At 41.3% G+C, this 19,805-nt stretch carries 16 protein-coding genes; 2 read left to right on the forward strand and 14 right to left on the reverse strand.

The features are described 5' to 3' along the window. Positions 1-97: 97 nt before the first annotated feature. A complete protein-coding gene (locus tag DWX65_RS08180; RefSeq protein ID WP_118173209.1) occupies positions 98-1,282 on the reverse strand; it encodes an AfsR/SARP family transcriptional regulator in 1,185 nt (394 codons plus the stop codon). Between the two features lie 176 nt (positions 1,283-1,458). Between DWX65_RS08180 and DWX65_RS08185 the strand changes: the two genes are divergently transcribed. Further along, the gene (locus DWX65_RS08185; RefSeq protein WP_118173210.1) at positions 1,459-2,331 is read left to right on the forward strand and encodes a PHP domain-containing protein; all 873 of its coding nucleotides are present in this window, start codon (positions 1,459-1,461) and stop codon (positions 2,329-2,331) included. 318 nt (positions 2,332-2,649) lie between these two features. Here DWX65_RS08185 and DWX65_RS08190 read toward each other — a convergent pair whose 3' ends face one another. The 4 genes from DWX65_RS08190 to pheA are packed head-to-tail and all read right to left on the reverse strand — an operon-like array spanning position 2,650 to position 8,868. Continuing rightward, positions 2,650-4,845: an RNA degradosome polyphosphate kinase gene (locus tag DWX65_RS08190; protein ID WP_118173211.1), complete on the reverse strand. Its 2,196-nt coding sequence runs from the start codon at positions 4,843-4,845 to the stop codon at positions 2,650-2,652. A 12-nt stretch (positions 4,846-4,857) separates the two neighbouring features. Continuing rightward, the gene (locus tag DWX65_RS08195) at positions 4,858-6,390 is read right to left on the reverse strand and encodes a Ppx/GppA phosphatase family protein (protein WP_118173212.1); all 1,533 of its coding nucleotides are present in this window, start codon (positions 6,388-6,390) and stop codon (positions 4,858-4,860) included. A gap of 30 nt (positions 6,391-6,420) precedes the next feature. Continuing rightward, positions 6,421-7,716, reverse strand: coding sequence for an ATP-binding protein (locus DWX65_RS08200; protein WP_117698734.1), 1,296 nt, complete (start codon positions 7,714-7,716; stop codon positions 6,421-6,423). 21 nt (positions 7,717-7,737) lie between these two features. Continuing rightward, complete coding sequence (gene pheA, locus DWX65_RS08205) at positions 7,738-8,868, reverse strand: prephenate dehydratase (protein WP_118057244.1); 1,131 nt, start codon at positions 8,866-8,868, stop codon at positions 7,738-7,740. 191 nt (positions 8,869-9,059) lie between these two features. On the opposite strand from pheA, the gene DWX65_RS08210 reads away from it, so the two are divergent. Next, on the forward strand, positions 9,060-10,079 hold the full coding sequence (locus DWX65_RS08210) for a DUF5050 domain-containing protein (protein WP_118173213.1): 1,020 nt from the start codon (positions 9,060-9,062) through the stop codon (positions 10,077-10,079). A 137-nt stretch (positions 10,080-10,216) separates the two neighbouring features. On the opposite strand, the gene ilvA is transcribed toward DWX65_RS08210, so the two are convergent. The 9 genes from ilvA to DWX65_RS08255 form a co-directional block, all read right to left on the reverse strand. Further along, positions 10,217-11,428, reverse strand: coding sequence for a threonine ammonia-lyase (gene ilvA / locus DWX65_RS08215; protein ID WP_022244090.1), 1,212 nt, complete (start codon positions 11,426-11,428; stop codon positions 10,217-10,219). Next, on the reverse strand, positions 11,422-12,417 hold the full coding sequence (gene ftsY / locus DWX65_RS08220) for a signal recognition particle-docking protein FtsY (protein ID WP_118173214.1): 996 nt from the start codon (positions 12,415-12,417) through the stop codon (positions 11,422-11,424). Before ftsY ends, ilvA begins: the two co-directional genes overlap by 7 nt. A 5-nt stretch (positions 12,418-12,422) precedes the next feature. Beyond that, positions 12,423-15,983, reverse strand: coding sequence for a chromosome segregation protein SMC (smc, locus tag DWX65_RS08225; RefSeq protein ID WP_118173215.1), 3,561 nt, complete (start codon positions 15,981-15,983; stop codon positions 12,423-12,425). A 12-nt stretch (positions 15,984-15,995) separates the two neighbouring features. After that, the gene (gene rnc / locus DWX65_RS08230) at positions 15,996-16,694 is read right to left on the reverse strand and encodes a ribonuclease III (protein WP_022244087.1); all 699 of its coding nucleotides are present in this window, start codon (positions 16,692-16,694) and stop codon (positions 15,996-15,998) included. Positions 16,695-16,923: 229 nt separating this feature from the next. After that, positions 16,924-17,154, reverse strand: coding sequence for an acyl carrier protein (gene acpP / locus DWX65_RS08235; protein ID WP_022244086.1), 231 nt, complete (start codon positions 17,152-17,154; stop codon positions 16,924-16,926). A 13-nt stretch (positions 17,155-17,167) separates the two neighbouring features. Beyond that, entirely contained in the window at positions 17,168-18,187 is a 1,020-nt protein-coding gene (gene plsX / locus DWX65_RS08240; protein ID WP_022244085.1) for a phosphate acyltransferase PlsX, read from the reverse strand. A gap of 81 nt (positions 18,188-18,268) precedes the next feature. Further along, the gene (locus tag DWX65_RS08245; RefSeq protein ID WP_022244084.1) at positions 18,269-18,922 is read right to left on the reverse strand and encodes a YesL family protein; all 654 of its coding nucleotides are present in this window, start codon (positions 18,920-18,922) and stop codon (positions 18,269-18,271) included. Between the two features lie 116 nt (positions 18,923-19,038). Next, positions 19,039-19,218, reverse strand: coding sequence for a 50S ribosomal protein L32 (gene rpmF / locus DWX65_RS08250; protein WP_022244083.1), 180 nt, complete (start codon positions 19,216-19,218; stop codon positions 19,039-19,041). Between the two features lie 4 nt (positions 19,219-19,222). After that, positions 19,223-19,747, reverse strand: coding sequence for a YceD family protein (locus tag DWX65_RS08255; protein WP_197420842.1), 525 nt, complete (start codon positions 19,745-19,747; stop codon positions 19,223-19,225). Between the last annotated feature and the right edge of the window lie 58 nt (positions 19,748-19,805).

The raw sequence follows: 19,805 nt of genomic DNA on the forward strand, positions 1-19,805 counted from the left end.
ACTCTGTGTTATAAAAAGCGTTATATTTTTCTATTTTTTCTTTATTCTTCCGAATTGTACTTAAATCTTCCTGTTTGTATTGTATTTCTCCTCGTATCTACTCGTCTGTTCCATTCACCAATACTTTATGATATTTCACATATTTCTTTCCAGCCGTCCGTTCCATGTTGTCATTGATTCTTTCTATCACAAGTCCGCAATTTTCTTCTTCAATACCTATTAAAAGTATCAGATACTGGTTTGTGCTGTATCTGGTATACAGGTCACCGCTGCGCAGGGAGTTTTTCAATGCCTGCTCCAGTTCTGCCCGGATGTATTCGAAATGAACACCGCCTTCTGAAGCATACCCCTTCCCATCGGTAATGGTACTCATAAGAAGCCACGCACTCTTTCCCGTACGCTGCAAAACCCGTTTTGCAAAGCGGTAATTTTCAATGAAAACAGGATACGAACAGTAAAATGCTCCTTCCTCTCTCTCTTCTTCCAGCTTCTCCTGTATTGCCTGAATATGAGTGGCATCATCCTCCGTAACACAGCTGCTGATTCGTTTTAATTGTTCCAGCATAGACTTTGAAGGCTCACTGCCAAGCTCTGCCAGCAGCATTTCTTCTGTCTTATGATATAATGCCACCGCCTCTTTGGAACGCTTCATGGCAATCAATGCCTCCATCTGGTATACCTGCCAGTCATCCAGTGGATAAAGTACCGCTGCTTTTTCTGCTATCTCATATAATTTCTGATACTCCTGCTCATCCCGGTAAATTCCGCACAGTCTCTTTACACAGGACATATATAATTTCCGGTATTTCGTTGCCCAGAAAATTACCCATTCTGATGCTCCCAGTGCCGGCAAAAATTCTCCACGGTACAGCCTGACTGCTTCCTCTAATTCTGTTTTTCCAAAATCTTCCGCCTGTTTCAATGCATGCTCTGCCTTCTCTTCAAAAGAAATGCAATCACAATGATACGGAATTTCCGGCGTCCAGCAATAAACTCCCTTTCGGCTTATAATATAATCGCTCTCCGGCAGTCCCTGCTCCTTAAGCAGTTTCCGCACCCGGAAAAGAATTGCCCGGAAACTGTTGGATGGGTTTGCAACCTCCTCATTTTCCCAAAGTCTTCCCACCAGTTCTTCCCTTGTTACCCCTTCTGTACCCGCATGCAGAATGATCTGAAGCAGCCGGTTCGTCTTTGTCGTTGATTTCCGGTCTATGATAAAGGAATGATTTCCATATTGCATTCGAAATGTTCCAAGCATACTTACTTCTAAATTTTTTTTCATGCTTCCTGCCCCCTGCAGATTATTTTTCCTAATTGCAGTATATAGGACTTTGTTTTTATACGCAAAAGATTTTTCTCATTTCTTCCGGATTGTCAAAACGAAAGATTACTCTTATAATCATATTCATAAAAAATTCTAAAAAATAATTATTTCGAGCTGTTAGAAAGGATTATACCATGGAAACAGGATTTATTGATTTACATGTACATTCAACCTGCTCTGACGGAACTTTTACTCCATCTGAGCTGGTTCATGAAGCCATACGTCATTCGATATGTGCCTTTGCCCTTACTGACCACGACTGTATCGATGGTATTAAAGAAGCACAGGAAGAAACCTTGCGTCTTAACTCCCCGGATGCACCGGAAGTCATTGCCGGTGTTGAACTCTCTTGTGAACTGGATGACCGTGAAATCCATATGGTCGGGCTATATATTAACCCGGACGATAAAGTATTTAATGATAAATTAAATGCATTCCGTTCTTCCCGCACAGACCGCAACCGCCTGATGGTTGATAAACTGCAGCAGGAGGCACACCTTGCCATTGATTATGACAGTCTTATCAGAGAATTTCCGGATGCAGTCATTACAAGGGCACATATTGCAAGATACCTTGTAAATCATGGTCTTGCCAAAGATATGAATACAGTATTCAGTAAATATATCGGGGATGACTGTCCTTATTATGTAGACCGTCCTAAAATCTCTCCGCAGGAAGGTATTTCCCTGATTCATCATGCCGGTGGTCTTTCCATTTTAGCCCATCCGGTACTCTATCGCATGAATGCAGACCGATTGGACACTCTGGTTCAGACACTGGTAGAAGAAAGCCATTTAGATGGTATTGAAGCCGTCTATTCCAGCTACCAGCTTGGTGATGAACGAAACATTAAGAAGCTTGCGCAAAAATATCATCTGCTTATTTCCGGTGGCTCTGACTTCCACGGAAGTAACAAACCTTATATTTCCATGGGAAACGGAACGAGACATATGCCGATTCCTTATTATATTTTATCAGATATTAAAAATGCGCTGCATTGCAGATAGCTTACTACTCATGTACACCAAGAGGGACTGTCATTTTACAATTTCTGTAAAACAACAGTCCCTCTTTATAGATACTTTCTATTTTTTGTCTTTCACCTCGTCTAATGCATTTCGAAAGATTCGTTCAAATTCATTTTCGGAACATTTTTTCCGGCTGGATTCATCCGAATACCCTCTATTCTGCTGTCTTTCCTGCTCGTGAACGAGCAAAACAACCGGAACCTTAAAATAACCGTCATATCCGTATGCGACAATCCCCTCCCTGGAGCTTTATTTCAATGGTTTCACATTATATATCGGCAAAAGTGTCTGATTTCTTTAGTCCTCTACCGGTTCTGCCGGAATAAAAATACGGTCTTTTACCACATCTGCAGGCTTTGGTGCTGCTTCTTCTGCTTCCCTGCAGAACTGCAGCTGTGAATTCACCAGTACCTTTCCACGTTTGTCAACCTTTTCATAGGTGCCATCCTTCTGAAGGAGATGTGCTTTCGTATTATCTGCCAGTTCCACATCCAGAATATGCATTACTTTATGCTTTAACTCTTCATTTTCTACAGGGAAAATAATCTCTACACGGCGGTCTAAGTTACGCGGCATCCAGTCAGCACTTCCCATGTAAATTTCATCCTGTCCATCATTATAGAAATAGAAAATTCTGCTGTGCTCCAAGAAATTTCCTACAATGGAACGCACTCTGATATTTTCACTGATCTTTGGAATGCCTACCTTCAGGCAGCAGATTCCACGTACAACCAGATCAATCTGCACTCCCGCTGCTGATGCTTCATACAAAGCTGCAATAATATCACGGTCACAAAGAGAATTCATCTTGGCAACAATTTTGGCTGTCTTTCCCGCCCTGGCGTATTTTGTTTCACGCTCAATTAATTTCAAGAAACGCTTCCGCAGCCAGATTGGTGCTACCACCAGCCGGTTCCAGGACAGCGGTTCAGAATAACCGGATAACATATTAAATACTGCTGTTGCATCTTCTCCGATTGCTTCCGAACAGGTAAAGATACCACAGTCTGTGTACAGCTTTGCAGTGGAATCGTTATAGTTTCCGGTTCCAAGATGTACATAACGGCAGATGCCTTCTTCTTCTCTTCTTACGACCAGTGCAATCTTGCTGTGGGTCTTTAAACCCACCAGACCATAGATGACATGGCAGCCTGCTTTCTCTAATTTTTTTGCCCAGACAATGTTATTTTCCTCATCGAAACGGGCTTTTAATTCTACCAGAACAGATACCTGTTTGCCATTTTCTGCTGCCTGTGCCAGTGATGCAATAATCGGCGAATTGCCGCTGACACGGTAAAGTGTCTGTTTGATTGCCAGTACATCCGGATCTTTGGCTGCCTGACGGATAAATTCGACTACCGGATCAAAGGTCTGGTATGGATGATGCAGTAAAATATCACCCCTTTTTATCGCATCAAAGATACTCTCTCCCTGCTGGATCTGCGGCACCGGCTGTGGAGTATATGGTTTGTAACGTAAATCATCACAGCCTTCCAGTCCATACATCTTCATCAGGTAAGTCAAATCAATCGGTCCATTGATTTTAAAGATATCATCCTCTGACTCTACCCGAAGTTCATCCTTTAAAAATGCCAGCAGACGCTTATCAATGCCATATTCCACTTCCAGCCGGATAACTTCGCCCCACTGCCGTTTCTTTAAGGATTTTTCAATTTCTTTCAGTAAATCCTCTGCTTCGTCCTCATCAAAGGAAAGGTCCGCATTACGCATAATACGATACGGATAAGCACAGACCACTTTATGGCCTAAGAACAATTTGGAAATATTCTTCTCAATAATCTGCTCCAACAGGATAAAGGATTTCTCGCCTTCCTTTACGGATGGAATCGGAATCAGCCTTGGTAATACAGATGGCACCTGAACGGTTGCATATTCATAAATGGATCCGCCCTTCTTCCCCTCTGCCTTAAGCTTCTTCTCTTCTGCTTTGCCAAGGAGGTCATCCTTCTTCGGATTTTCTTCCAGTAAAGCTACAATGTTTAATGTCTTATTGCGAATCAACGGAAATGGTCTGGATGCATCCACTGCCATCGGTGTCAGTACCGGATATATATTTTCTTCAAAATAACGGTCTACATATTCTGCCTGAAAATTCTCCAAATCTTCATAGGCATCTACAATATAGATTCCTCTTGCATTCAATAGCGGAATCAGGGAACGGTTATAAGTAGAATACTGCAGTTCTACCAGTTCCCTGGTATCATGATTAATGGCTGCTAACTGTTCAGACGCTGTCATACCGGCAATATCTGTTTTCTTATAGCCCGCATGTACCATATCCTTTAAAGAAGCCACACGTACCATGAAAAATTCGTCCAGATTTGAAGAAGTAATGCTGACAAATTTTAACCGCTCCAGCAGCGGAATGGATTTGTCTCTTGCTTCATTCAATACTCTGCCATTAAATTTAATCCAGCTCAACTCACGGTTTTCATAATATTCCGGATTCGTATATTCTTTTAATTTTTCCATTCGCATACTCTCCTAACTATAGACCTTTTTCACTTTAATCACCGGTTTCATACTGAATACTTCTTCAAAGAAGGACGCCTTGGACTCAAACAGTCCCTTTTCCAAAGTCACATCATCTTCCGTCTCTATGGTAATAATCAGATTTCTTCCGGAAACAGATGTCTTTACATTCTTAAATTTCTGTTTGTGGCTTCTATCCATGGCATTTGCCACCTTAAGGATGGCTGCAAGCTTGGCTACAGTAAGATAACTGTCATGGTCCATCTTATCTGCCAGTCTGTCATAGCTGTCTATCGGTAGTGTATTATAAAGTACCGTAGACGCCACAATTTCACGCTCCAGATGAGTCAATCCAATAATTTCCGAAGAAATAATAATGTCATAGGAGCACTGCGGTCCATTAACCAGACTGACAAATTTACCACAGTCATGGAGAATGGCTGCCGTCCTTAGTATCAGCCGCTCTCTGTTTCCCAATCCATGAATCTTCTTCATGGCATCAAATATCTGGACTGCCATCTGCTCTAATGCTTCAAGATGTGGCTGATAGCCGAAATATCTTTTGGACATACATTCCGCCGCAGATATTACATCTTCTTCGAAATCATGTGTTGCTTTCACCATATTATGCCGCTGTGCATAATCATATGCTATACCATCATTTACATTCACACCCGGAACAACAACATTCTGCGCATTTAATGCAGCAACTAACTGCCGGTAGATAACCAGTGCCGGAATCAGCAATGCATCACTCTCGTTGGTGATTCCTAATTCTCTTGCAATCTGTCCTGTATTCTTGGCTCTCAGCTTCTCCGTATAACGATAGAACTTGTCCGCATCTACCATACATTTGCCATTTTCTTTACTGATTTTCGGCATAAATGCAGAGATATAATCTCCCATAAAAATAACATAACGGATGCCATCCTTTGGCAGATAAAGAGCTTTAAAGACCTCTAATTCCTTATCTACGACTTCCTGTATCTGCTGCTCATAATTACCGCTGCTTTGCATGCCAAGGTCAAAGAGTTTCTCCTGCACACGCATAATTCCAATCAGAAGATGCTGCGTGGTAACTACCTTTCCTTTTACAAAAAGTGTTATCTGCATACTGCCACCACCTACATCAACTACTGCTGCATTCTGACTGGTCATATCCTCAAAATTCTTCTGGGATGCCACCGTCTTATAACTGATAAAACGATGTTCCGAATTGCTCAGCACTTTCACATTAAGTCCGGTTCGAATCCGTATCTGGTCTAAAATAAATGCTTCGTTCTGTGCATCCCGGATGACAAGACCTGAATATGCTTCATACTCATCCGTCCGATACATCTCCATAATCCCCACGAATTCTTTCAGCACCTGACACAATTCATCCGCTGTTTCATATCCAACATATCCCTGGGAATAAACATCCCTTCCCAATTCTATTCTATGGCGGACATGGTCAATTTCCCGGATTCCTCTCTTAATGGAAAGCTCAAACACTTTCATGCTGATTTCATAAGACCCGATATAAATTGCTGCAAAAGTCTTCATCCGTGCTCCTCCTCCTGTGTAAATCTTCTGTTACACTTCCTGTCCTAACATATAATTGATAAACTGCTGTGCGGTTCTTCCGGAAAGTCCACCATGACTTAACTCCCATTTGTTGGCTTCTGCTAAAAGCTCTTCTGCCGGAAGATGTACTCCCTGCTTTTCTGCCAGTTCTACTACAATCTGCTGGAATTCTTTCTTGGTCGGTGCTCCAAAGTAAATAGATACACCAAAACGATATACCAGCGAAAGTTTTTCCTGTACGGTATCAGAAGTATGCATATCCTCACGCACTTCCTCTTTATCTGAAAAGTTCTCACGAATCAGATGTCTGCGGTTTGAGGTTGCATAAATCAGCACATTGTCCGGTTTCTTCTCCAGCCCACCTTCAATTACAGCTTTCAAATATTTGTATTCAATTTCAAATTCCTCAAAAGATAAATCATCCATATATATAATAAATTTATAATTACGGTTCTTTATCATGGAAATAACAGTGTTCAAATCTTTAAACTGATGCTTATAAACTTCAATCAGGCGAAGTCCCTGCTCATAATACTGATTGGCAATTGCCTTTATGCTGGTTGATTTACCGGTACCTGCATCACCAAACAACAGACAGTTATTGGCACTCTTTCCCTTTACAAAAGCTTCTGTATTATCCACCAGCTTCTTCTTGGCAATTTCATAGCCTACCAGGTCATCGAGTTTCACATGAGCGATTCTGGTAATCGGTGCCAGTTCTACAACACCATTGGTATTCTGGATACGGAATGCCTTATGTAAGCCTAGATTTCCCACACCAAATCTTGCATAGAATCCGGTTACGCTGTCCTGAAATGCATTGGTATCCTTTGCTCCTGCCAATTCTACAGCCAGTTCACAGATGCAGTCACGGATACGTTTGTTAAATACGCTTCCATTATCATCCGGTCCCTTGAAATTCTGAAGCACATCCATATCATCAATTTCCAGAGTCTTTGCCACTTCATTTAAGTTATAATCAAACATTTCTTTTAAAATAGCAAAATCATGGGCTGCAATCGCATTGATACTTCCGTTTACTGCTCCTTTCATTTCGCAGGCGGTACTGTAGGCATTTTCATTATTTACCATAATAAACGCAAGAAAACAGTGCCACAGATTTCCTTCAAAACCGTGGCTCACTGCCAGTTCAATCAGTTGGTTCAAACATCTATAATACAATTCTACTATATCAGACCGATTGTAAAATTCACTATCATAGTTTTCCAAAATCCATGTAAAATTATAAAATAATTCTCCATTTTCAAAGTTCTTATATAAAATTAATTCTCCTGAATGTTTCATCTTAATGTCTTACCTGTCTTTCTAATAATTTCCAAGAATTTTAAAGTTTTCAGCTTCTTCTTTGATTCCATGCAATGCATTCTTTACTGCACTCTCATTTAAATTTCCTTCAAAGTCAATAAAGAAACGATATTCCCAGTTCCGCTCTCCTAATGGTCTTGATTCTATCTTATTCATGTTCAAATCATTAAAAATAAAATGGGATAACATATGATAAAGAGATCCACTTTCATGCGGAATTTCAAAGCAGATACTGATTTTTCCGGCATTCTTTAAGAATATCTTACGGCCGGTTACAATGACAAACTTTGTACAGTTATTGCTGTTATCCTGGATATGCTCGTCCAATATATCAAGCCTGTAAATATCGGCAGTAAGACGGCTGGCAATGGCTGCCTGTCTTAGGAGACCATCTTCTTTTACTTTTTTTGCTGCCATGGCAGTATTCTTAAAGCTGTGTTTTTCCCAGTTCCGATGCTCGTCCAAATATCTGCCACACTGCATCAGTGCCTGCGGATGGGAATATACCTGTTCAATATCAGATAGCTTTGAGCCTTTCGTTCCGAGCAGGCAGTGGTCTATTGGAATAATCTGTTCTCCCACGATACAATTATCATATTCTACCAGCAAATCATAATTTTCTGACACAATTCCGGCAGAAGAATTCTCAATCGGAAGCACTGCATAATCTGCTTCTCCTTTTGCGATTGCTTCCATGGCATCCCGCCAGGTCTGCACATGATAACTGTTTGTGGTATCATGGAAAAACTGCTGCATTGCCATCTGGCTGTATGCGCCCTCTTCTCCCTGATATACGATTCTTATATTTTTATCCGGAAGTGCCGCTGCCTCTTCAAATGGTATCGGCTCCATAATGCCTTTTTCTGCCAGCTTCTGATACTGCCTTTTTCTGCTCATGCTCATCAGATGTTCAAAAAGCTCTCTTGTTCCACGCTTTAAAAACGGGTCATCTACCATGGAAGTTACCTTTTCTAACTTTTCTTCTTCCCTTGCCTTATCAAAGACTTTTTTCCCGGTAGAAAGCTTATAATCTGCCACCTGTTCGGTCAGTGCCATACGTTTTTCATACAGTGACACCAGCTCTTTGTCCACGCTGTCAATTTCTGCTCTTATCTCTTTTAAATCTTTCATTGTTATCTTTCACCTTATTATTTTTTTCTATCATATACCATTCCCATTTCGGTTGCAAGTTTCCCGAAAGAAAGTTATAATTTTTATCGTAAGAATTGTGGAATTTGGAAATGTTATAGGAAAGTTATTTCCTGTCATATTTCCAAATTTCACAATCGTCTGATTACATATAACATCAAAGGAGGATTCTTATGAAAAACAAACGAAAAAAACAGCTCTTTATCACGATTGCAATTATTCTTATTCTGATTACAGTGTTTTGTCTGATTCATTTTCTCAACCGCACAAAAATGAATTCCGGTTATGTCAATGGAAATTCTGCCGGTAATCTTTATAACGGTGGACTTTTCTGTGAAAGCAACGGCACTGTTTTCTTCAGTAATCCTTCCGACAACCACCGACTCTATTCCATGAATCCTGATGGTTCTGATATGAAGAAGCTTTCCGATGATACCGTCTCTTATATCAATGCAGATGATCACTATGTTTACTATGTCCGAAACAACAAGAGTGAGGATACTAATTTCTCTTTTCTGAATTTTGGAACTAACAGCTTATGCCGTATCAACCGTGATGGAGGCAGGGTTACCATTTTAGATGACGACCCAAGTCTTTATGCCGGACTGTACGGAAATTATATTTACTATATCCACTATGACAAAGAAACGGCTTCTACCCTGTATCGGATAAAAATCGACGGAACAGAAAAAGAACAGGTTTCTAAGTTTCCTTATAAGACCTGCTCCTCTAATGGACAGTATATGTACTTTAATGGCGAAAACGATTCCCACTCTCTCCTGCAGCTTGATACTGCTGACAACTCTGTTGCTACACTCTATAGCTGCACCTGTTATGAACCGACTGTAATTAATGACACGGCTTATTACATGGATGGAGACAACGATTATGGACTAAGCACTTATTCCTTAAGCAGCGGTACTGCCAACCTTATCATTCCATCCAGAATTGACTGCTACAACGTCACCGGGGATTATATCTATTATCAAAAAAATGGAGAGGGTGCCGGTATCTACCGCTGTCTCACCGACGGAAGCAATGAGGAATTACTGATATCCGGTAATTATACCGCATTACATACCACCTCACAGTACCTTTACTTCTATGAATACGGCAATGACTCTGTCTGTTATCAGATGCCACTTAGCGGAACCGGAAATGATATCGGTGTATTTACGCCGGAGAAATTATAATCTACCATTCCAAAAGCCGCATCAGAGCTGAAGTTTTTCTTCCTCTCCAATGCGGCTTTTTCTATTTTATTACAAACTATACTTTTTTCTTCTGTCTGCAAAGAAATTGAAAAATATCCTTTTCCAATAAACGTCCCTTACAGGCTGGTACGAACCTGTTTTGGTTTATAGCCTTCTTTTTCCAAAGCATTGATAATCTGCTGTTTATGCTCCGGTCCAAAGCACTCTAATGTAATGCGAAGTTCAACTGCCGCGGTACGGTTGGTTGTTACAAACTGGTTATGCTCCAGCTTGATAACATTTCCCTGCTCTCTTGCGATGATTCCGGACACTTTACAAAGCTCACCCGGCTTATCCGGAAGCAGTACAGATACAGTAAAGATTCTGTCGCGGAAAATAAGTCCCTGCTGAACAACGGAAGACATGGTAATGACATCCATGTTTCCACCGCTCAGGATGGATACGACCCGTTTGTCTTTCACATTCAGATGCTTTAATGCGGCAACGGTAAGTAAACCGGAGTTCTCTACCACCATCTTATGGTTTTCTACCATATCAAGGAAAGATACGACCAGCTCATCATCACTTACGGTGATGATATCGTCTAAGTTCTTCTGAATATATGGGAAGATTTTTTCTCCCGGAGTCTTTACTGCGGTACCATCTGCAATGGTATTTACTGCCGGAAGTGTTGTAACCTTACCCTCCTTAAAGGAAGCCTGCATACAATTTGCTCCAGCCGGTTCTACACCAATCACTTTAATCTTTGGATTCAGTAATTTGGCAAGAGTGGAAACACCGGTTGCCAGTCCGCCTCCTCCGATTGGAACTAAAATATACTCAACCAGCGGAAGTTCTTTAAAGATTTCCATGGCAATGGTTCCCTGACCGGTTGCAACCGTCAAATCATCAAAAGGATGGATAAAGGTATATCCATGCTTCTCAGCCAGTTCATAAGCATGTGCACATGCTTCATCATAAACATCTCCATAAAGTACTACATCAGCACCATAGCTCTTGGTACGGTTTACTTTAATCAGTGGTGTTGTGGTTGGCATAACGATGGTTGCTTTACAGCCATAGCATTTTGCTGCATAGGCAACACCCTGGGCATGGTTTCCTGCGGAAGCGGTAATCAGTCCCCTCTCTCTTTCTTCTTCGGATAAAGTGCTGATTTTATAATAGGCACCACGTACCTTATATGCTCCGGTAAACTGCATATTTTCTGGTTTCAGATATACTTTGTTACCGGTCTGCTCACTCAAATAATTGCTGTAAATTAATTTGGTCTCCAAAGTTACTTCTTTTACTTTTTCACTTGCTTCTTCAAACTTATCTAATGTTAACATTCTGCCTCTCCTTCTTCTACCGAATCTTCCTTTACATCAAACAATGCATTTACAAACTGCCCGGAATCAAATTTCTGTAAATCATCTATGGTTTCACCGACACCGATATATTTTACAGGAATGCCAAGCTCTGACTGAATGGCAACTGCGATACCACCTTTTGCGGTTCCATCCATTTTCGTTAAAATAATTCCGGTAATGTCTGCCACCTCTGCAAACTGTCTTGCCTGTGCCAGTGCATTCTGTCCGGTTGTGGCATCCAATACTACCAAGGTCTCGCGGTATGCATCGGAATACTCTTTTTCCAGAATACGGTTGATTTTGCGAAGTTCTTCCATCAGGTTTTTCTTGTTATGAAGCCGTCCGGCAGTATCACACAAAAGAACATCTGCCTTTCTTGCTTTCGCAGCTGCTACTGCATCGTATACCACAGAGCCCGGGTCAGCACCCTCCTGGCCGCCAATCATGTCTACTCCGGCACGGTTCGCCCATTCCTTTAACTGGTCTCCTGCCGCTGCACGGAAGGTATCTGCCGCAGCTAAAACCACGCGTTTACCCTGACTCTTTAATTTACCTGCCAGCTTGCCAACAGAGGTTGTCTTTCCGACTCCGTTTACACCAATGACTAAAACGACAGATTTTTCTTCCTCGAAGCGGTATGCAGTCTCGCCTACATCCATCTGCTCTTTGATACTCTGAATCAGAAGCTCTTTACAGTCTGCCGGCTCTTTGATTTTTTCTTCTTTGACACGTTCCTTTAACTTGTCCAAAATTGCCTCTGTGGCATGTACACCAAGGTCTCCCATAATCAGAATCTCTTCGATTTCTTCATAGAAATCATCATCAATATGTGAAAATCCATGAAATACAGAATCAATACCGGATACAATGTTATCTCTTGTCTTGGTTAATCCTGATACAAGGCGGGCAAAAAAGCCTTTTTTCTCTTTCTTTTCTTCTTCCATCTTGTCACTTCTTTCTCTGTTCATTTCTCTTATTTATCTAAATCTTCTTCAATCAGATTTACACTTACCAGTGTGGATACACCCTTCTCCTGCATGGTAATTCCGTACAGGCGGTCGGCTGCTGCCATGGTTCCTCTTCGGTGCGTAATGATAATAAACTGCGTATTCTTCGTTAATTTATGCAGATATTTTGCAAAACGTCCTACGTTAGAATCATCTAACGCTGCCTCAATCTCGTCTAAAAGACAGAATGGGGATGGCTTTAAGTTCTGAATTGCAAATAACAGTGCAATGGCTGTCAACGATTTCTCTCCACCGGACAACTGCATCATGTTCTGCAGCTTCTTTCCAGGTGGCTGCGCAATAATACGGATGCCGCACTCTAAGATGTCCTCATCCTCGACTAACTCTAAGGTTCCTTTACCACCACCAAAGAGATCCTTAAATGCCTTGTCAAATTCATGCTGGATTTCCGCAAACTTCTCGGTAAACTGCTTGCGCATTCCGGTATCCAGATCTTCAATGATACCCACCAGCGTCTGCTCTGCTTCTACTAAATCATCATGCTGCGTCTTTAAAAACGTATAACGTTCACTGATTTCTTTATATTCTTCAATGGCATTGACATTGACATCACCCAATTTTCGGATATCATCCTTGATACCGTAAATCTGTTTCTTAAGTTCCGGCAAATCCTGATATTCTTCATTGCGAAGCAGCAATGCGTTATGCGGAGTCAGCTCATATTCCTCCCACATATAATTGGTCTGGTATTCACCTGCCTCTTCTAACTTCTCTCTCTGGCTGTTCAGTCGGAAAATCTCTTTGTCAAGATTTGCAATCCGCTTGGAAATCTCTTCTCTTCGTTCAAAGAATCCCTTATACTCTGCTGACATCTGTTCTTTTGCAGCAATGCTCTCAGAAAGCTTCTGATTCAATGCCGCATAATTCTCATCGGATGCAAGAATGGTCTTTCGGATGACTTCAATGTCTGCCTCATGACGTTTTGCATCTTCTTTGGATTCTGCTGACTGATTCTTCAAAGACTCCTGATTCTTGTATACACGCTCTAATTCTTCTTCCACACGTTCTAAGTTTTCCTGTATGAATTCCTGTTTCTGTGTGAATCCGGCTTCCTCTAACTGCACCTTGGAAACAGCTTCAGTTGCAGCCTCTTCCAGTTTCATCTGTTCTTCTAAAATTACCCGGAACTGCTCTGCCTGGGCTTTGATTTCTTCTTCCCGTACTTCTGCTTCTTTGATTTCCTCTTCCGTACGTTCCTTGCCCTTCTTAATATCCGTCAACTGTTCTTCAATATCCTGGCTCTCATTCTTTAAGCCTTCAAATACGCTCTCGCTTTCATTCTTCTGCTGCAAGGTACGGTCTACATTCATCCTGGCTGTATTCTGCTGTAAATACTGTTCCTGTAAATCAGTCCGTACCTTTTCCATATCCTGCATGGCAAGTTCCTGTGCAGTGCGGATTTCTTCGCTCCGCTCCTTGCAGGATGCAATGGTTTTCTTCAGTTCTTCCAGTCTCTTCGTCAAATCGTCAATTTCGCGTTTTCTTCCCAGAAGATTACCGGTATTCTTAAAGGCACCACCGGCAATGGAACCACCCGGGCTTAAATACTCACCCTCCAAGGTTACCATATGTAAAGAATAATGGCTCTTCTTCGCCAGTGCCAACGCATGGTCAATGGAGTCCATAACAAAGACTCTTCCAAGAAGATAGGACATTACACCGTCAAATTTTGCATCATGTTTTACCAGCGTATCTGCCTTTCCGATTACACCTTCTTCTTTTAAGAATACATCCTGCTTGCTGTTATCCTTACCGGTAACACTGGTCAGCGGCAGGAATGTGGCACGTCCCAGACGATTCTGTTTCAGATAAGCAATCATTTTCTTTGCTGTCTGCTCGTCTTTCGTAACAATGTTCTGGATGTTTCCACTGAGTGCAACTTCAATGGCTGTCTCATACTTCTTGTCCACCTGAATAAGGTCTGCCACAACGCCGAGGATTCCGCCTTCCTTATCCTTCTGCTCCATTACCTTACGGATACTGTTTCCATAGCCTTCATAACGCTCTGCAATATTTTTTAAGGTCTCAAGACGGGATTCTCCCTTATTATAATCAATAGTTGCTTTTTCTAAGGCACTCCGGTTCTCTGCTGTTTTCTTACGCCAGCTTTGAATTAAGTCTGCGGTCTCTTTTTCTTTTGCCTTTAATGCTTCAATCTCACGATTTACTTCTGCTAATTTGTCCTGATATTCTGACAATACACTCTGCAAATCTGCTTCTTCGCTTTTACGCTTTAAAAGACGCTGATTCAACTGGGCTTTGCGGATATTTACCTGCTCTGCCATGGTATCGAATTTCTGTAATTTTGCTTTTGTGGAAGCTTTATTATTCAGAATCTCAATAATCTCATTCTTGCCTTCTTCGATGCCCTGTGTACAGCGGGCAATTTCCTTCTGAATCTTTTCTAACTCATCAGAAGCTGCCTGCTTGCGTGCTTCAATCTCTGCTACCTGGCTGTCAATTTCCTGCTTCTGTGCAAGATAATGCTCCTGCTGTTCTTTTCTTTCTTTCCGGTCACTTTCTAACTGCTCCAAACGTGCTTTTAAGCTGTCATCTGTCATCTGTGCAGCCTTAATCTGCTCATTTAATACATTAATCTGACCTTCCAGTTTTCCCTTCATGACATTGGTATTGCTGAGTTCTTCGCGGATTTCTGTGATTTTCGCATCCATTTCTTCCATGTCCTGCTCTTTTTTCTCATACTCCGCTTTGATATTCTCGTATGCCTCGTTGTCTTCTTTTAACTGGGTATCTGCAATTTTAAACTTTTCTTCTACTTCTTTGGTCTGGGTCTCAATCCGCTCCATCTCTAAAAGGAACATGTTAACATCCAAGGTCTTTAACTCTTCCTTTTTCTTAAGATAGATTCTTGCGGTCTCTGACTGTTTCTCCAACGGTCCTACCTGACGCTCCAACTCTGTCAAAATGTCATTGACACGTACCAGGTTCTCCCGCTCACTTTCTAATTTCTTCTGGGCGGTTACTTTTCTTCTCTTATATTTTACAATTCCTGCCGCTTCATCGAAAAGTTCTCTTCTTTCCTCCGGCTTACCGCTTAAGATTCGCTCAATCTGACCCTGTCCGATAATAGAATAACCTTCTTTACCGATACCGGTATCATAAAAAAGCTCGCTTACATCCTTCAGACGGCATGGATTGCCATTGATAAGATATTCACTTTCTCCGGAACGGTATACTCTTCGGGCTACCGTTACTTCTGAATAATCTACCGCAAGCTGATGGTCTGCATTGTCTAATGTAATCGCAACATATGCATAACTTAATGGCTTACGATTCTCTGTTCCCGCAAAAATAACATCCTGCATACTTGCGCCACGAAGCTGCTTGGCACTCTGTTCTCCCAATACCCAGCGCACTGCGTCCGCAACATTACTTTTTCCACTACCGTTTGGCCCCACAATGCCTGTGATTCCGTTGTGAAAATCAAATACAATTTTATTTGCAAATGATTTAAAACCGTGAATTTCAATACTTTTGAGATACATAACTTCCTCCGTTTAAGAGCGCTTATTCTCCTGCTGTTTCAGCTTAAGCAGCGCCTGATATGCAGCTTCCTGTTCTGCTGCTTTCTTTGTATGTCCCATTCCCTCTCCAATGGACTTTTCTCCGATTCTGGCTTCTACCACAAACCGCTTATCATGATCCGGTCCTTCTTCCCGAATCAACTGATAATTCAGTTCTTCATTATATCCTGCCTGTACTATCTCCTGCAGGATAGTCTTGCTATCATAAAAGAGCTGTTTGTGCTCAATGTCTGTCAGAATGTATTTTAACACAAACTCTTTTGCATTAGCAAAACCACCATCCAGAAAAATTGCTCCTATTACTGCTTCCAATGCATCCGAAAGAATGGATTTCCGATTTCTTCCTCCTGTTAAATCCTCTCCTTTTCCCAGATACAGATATTTTCCCAAATCAATTGCTCTGGTACAAAATGCCAGTGTCGGCTCACACACAAGGCTTGCCCGGAGCTTGGTCAGTTCACCTTCCGAATAATCCGGGTACTTCTGGTATAAGAATTCACTGGATGTAACCTCAAGCACTGCATCGCCTAAGAATTCCAGCCGCTCATTATCTGAGTGCTTCTTCATATGTCTTTCATTGGCATAGGAACTATGGGTTAATGCCTGTCTTAATAATCCCTGATTGTTGAAATGATATCCTATCACTTCTTCAAATTCATGTAATCTGCTCACTGTTTTCTCCTTCTAACTGTCGTTGCTGCCCGCAAACTACGGGAAACACGCTTTGCAAGCCGCCTGCGGCGGTCGCTTGCGACATCTACCTTATACGCCGCAGTGTGCATCCTCGCGGAGCGTTTTTTACTTTACAGGAAAGAAATTTCCTGTAAAGCAAAAAAGAATCCGGCATGCCGGACTCTTTCGCACAATATGCTTCCTTTGAAGAATACTATCTATTCTGCTTTTAGTTCAGCGCACTCTTTATCTGCTCTACCGCATCGCCTACAGTAACAATTTTCTCTGCTTCTTCATTTGGAATCTCAATATCAAATTCTTCCTCCAGACCCATGATAATCTGGAAAACATCCAATGAATCTGCGCCAAGGTCATCTACAAAAGTAGTTTCCATACTAATCTCTTCTTCGTCCACATTCAGGACTTCTGCAATAATTTTTTTCAGTTTTTCAAATTCCATAATCTTTTCCTTTCTATTCTTCTGTTTCAGAAATTACTATATTTTTTTTGATTTTATTATTGATATCCTGTTCTTTAAATGTAACACACTGAATGATGGAATTCTTTACTTCCTTCGCCTTGGAGCTTCCATGTGTTTTAACCACCAGTCCATTCAGTCCAAGCAATGGTGCCCCGCCATACTGGGATGCATCGAAAGATTTTAATGTCTTCTTCAGTGCCGGCAATGCCAATGCTGCACCAATCTTACTCTTTAGGCTGCTGAGCATTCCCTGCTTTACTACACCAATCAGCGTACTGGAAAGTCCTTCATAAAGTTTAAGGATTACATTTCCTACAAACGCTTCACAGACAATGACATCTGCTCCGCCATGTGGTATCTCTCTTGCTTCAATACTTCCCACAAAATTGATATCCTTGCATTCTTTTAATAAAGGATATGTTTCCTTTACCAGTGCATTTCCTTTTTCTTCTTCTGCTCCGATATTTACGATTGCAACTCTCGGGTTCTTGATTCCCACAACATTTTCCATATAAATGGAACCCATCCTGGCAAACTGTACCAGATGTGAAGAACGGGCATCTACATTTGCTCCACAATCAATGAGCAGGGATACTCCTGTCTCGGTTGGAATCAGCGGTGCCAAAGGCGGACGCTCGATACCACGGATTCTTCCTACAATCACCTGTCCACCAACTAATACGGCTCCGGAACTTCCTGCCGATACAAATGCATCTGCTTCCTTCTGTTTTACCATATTCATTCCCACAACAATTGATGAATCCTTTTTCTTACGAATTGCATTTACCGGATGTTCCGCAGTCTCAATTACTTCTGTTGCATTCTTAATTTCAATCTGGTCTTTCTCATAGGTATACTTTTTCAATTCTTCAGCAATAACCTCCTGCTGTCCAACCAGTACAACCTGTATATCTCTGCGTGTATTTACTGCCTCGATGGCACCTTTTACAATTTCGCCCGGCGCGTTGTCGCCTCCCATTGCATCAACTGCCACTCTAATGACTTCCTGCATATACATTCCTCCTGTAAATCTGCCATCACATTAAGCCTATATTGAAATATACTATAACTTTCCATAGAAATCAACAGAAAACTAATTGAAATATTCCCGGTTCCGTTCCTCTTCTTTGGCAATGTCCTCCTCTGACATATAACGCAGGAAAATCTTCTCCATAATTCCATTCTGAATTGCAATAAATGCCGCCGGTGCAAAAATTAATAAAAATGGAATCAGATATACTAAAAATGCAATTACCAGCAAAATCACCAGCATAAGAATGGTCTTTGGCAGATGTGCAAATGACATCAGTGCTGCATTCTTTACAATTGCTTTATTGGTATTTTCAAAACGGGCAATGTTCGGATATACATATAACCAGATTGCAATCTCAAATACCAGCATAACAACGAAAATCACAAAAGCCTTGCCCCACGCTGCTCCGGCTTTCATAAACTGGAACATGATAAACCAGTCTGCTCCCATAACAAGACCAATCAGTAAGAAAATCAGCCAGATTACGGTTGCCTGTTTAAAATTAGAACGGAAGGATGACCAGAACTCTTTCCAGATATATCCTCTGCCATGGCGGATTACTTTATTCACTGCATAATAAAGTGCAGTGCAGGATGCTCCAATGGTAAAAACCGGAATACATGCCATGAACCAGATTAAACTCAGGCAGAATATGTTAATCACTTTATCAAATGCACTAAAGAGCTTATTATTATAATTAAAAATATTGCTCATACCTTCTCCTTTTCTATGAATAGGCATTCGCAAAACCTGAATTGTTCTGCAAATGCCTATCTTTTTCATAAAGTAAAAAGGGAGTGTTTTTGCAAACACTCCCGGTCACTTCTTAATTAGTCCTGAGGAATAATTTCTTTCTTGTTGTATGAACCGCAGTTCTTACATACTCTGTGAGGCATCATCAAAGCGCCGCACTTACTGCATTTTACTAAACTTGGAGCAGTCATTTTCCAGTTTGCTCTTCTTTTATCTCTTCTTCCTTTGGAAGATTTGTTCTTTGGACAAATTGACATCTGGTTACACCTCCTTAAATTTATTGAAAATATCTTGAATTGCTGCCATTCTCGGGTCCAGCTCAGATTTCTCGCAGTCACAAGTCTTGACATTCAGATTCGTACCGCATTTCTTACAAATCCCCTTGCAATCCTCTCTGCACAGAACCTTCATTGGCCAGTTCACCAAGATTTCATCATAGACCATTTTATCAATATCAAGCTGAAATCCTTTCATGTAGTCTGCCTCATCCATCTCTTCTTCCGAAGCATCCGCATCTTCCAATGGGAACTTCTTATCGAATACAAGGTGGAAATCTGTTGGAACTTCTTCCAAGCAGCGGTCACATGGTATTGCTATCCTTACGTCCGTTTCTCCGTGAATCAGTAAATCCTTATTCTCTTCATTAACGATACGCAGCTCGAATGGCTTTTTCTCTATGAACGGAAACACACCTAACTTTGAATCAAAGGATGTCAATTCAATTACAGCCTCTTTCGTAAGCTCTTTATTTTCACATGAACATACATCGGTTAAATCTAATATCACGTTTGTCTCCTTTTCACACCTAAACAATTATACATAGCACTATAGCTTTTGTCAACAA

The organism is Roseburia sp. AF20-18LB, from assembly GCF_003461185.1.
Taxonomy (GTDB): Bacteria; Bacillota; Clostridia; order Lachnospirales; family Lachnospiraceae; genus Roseburia_C; species Roseburia_C amylophila.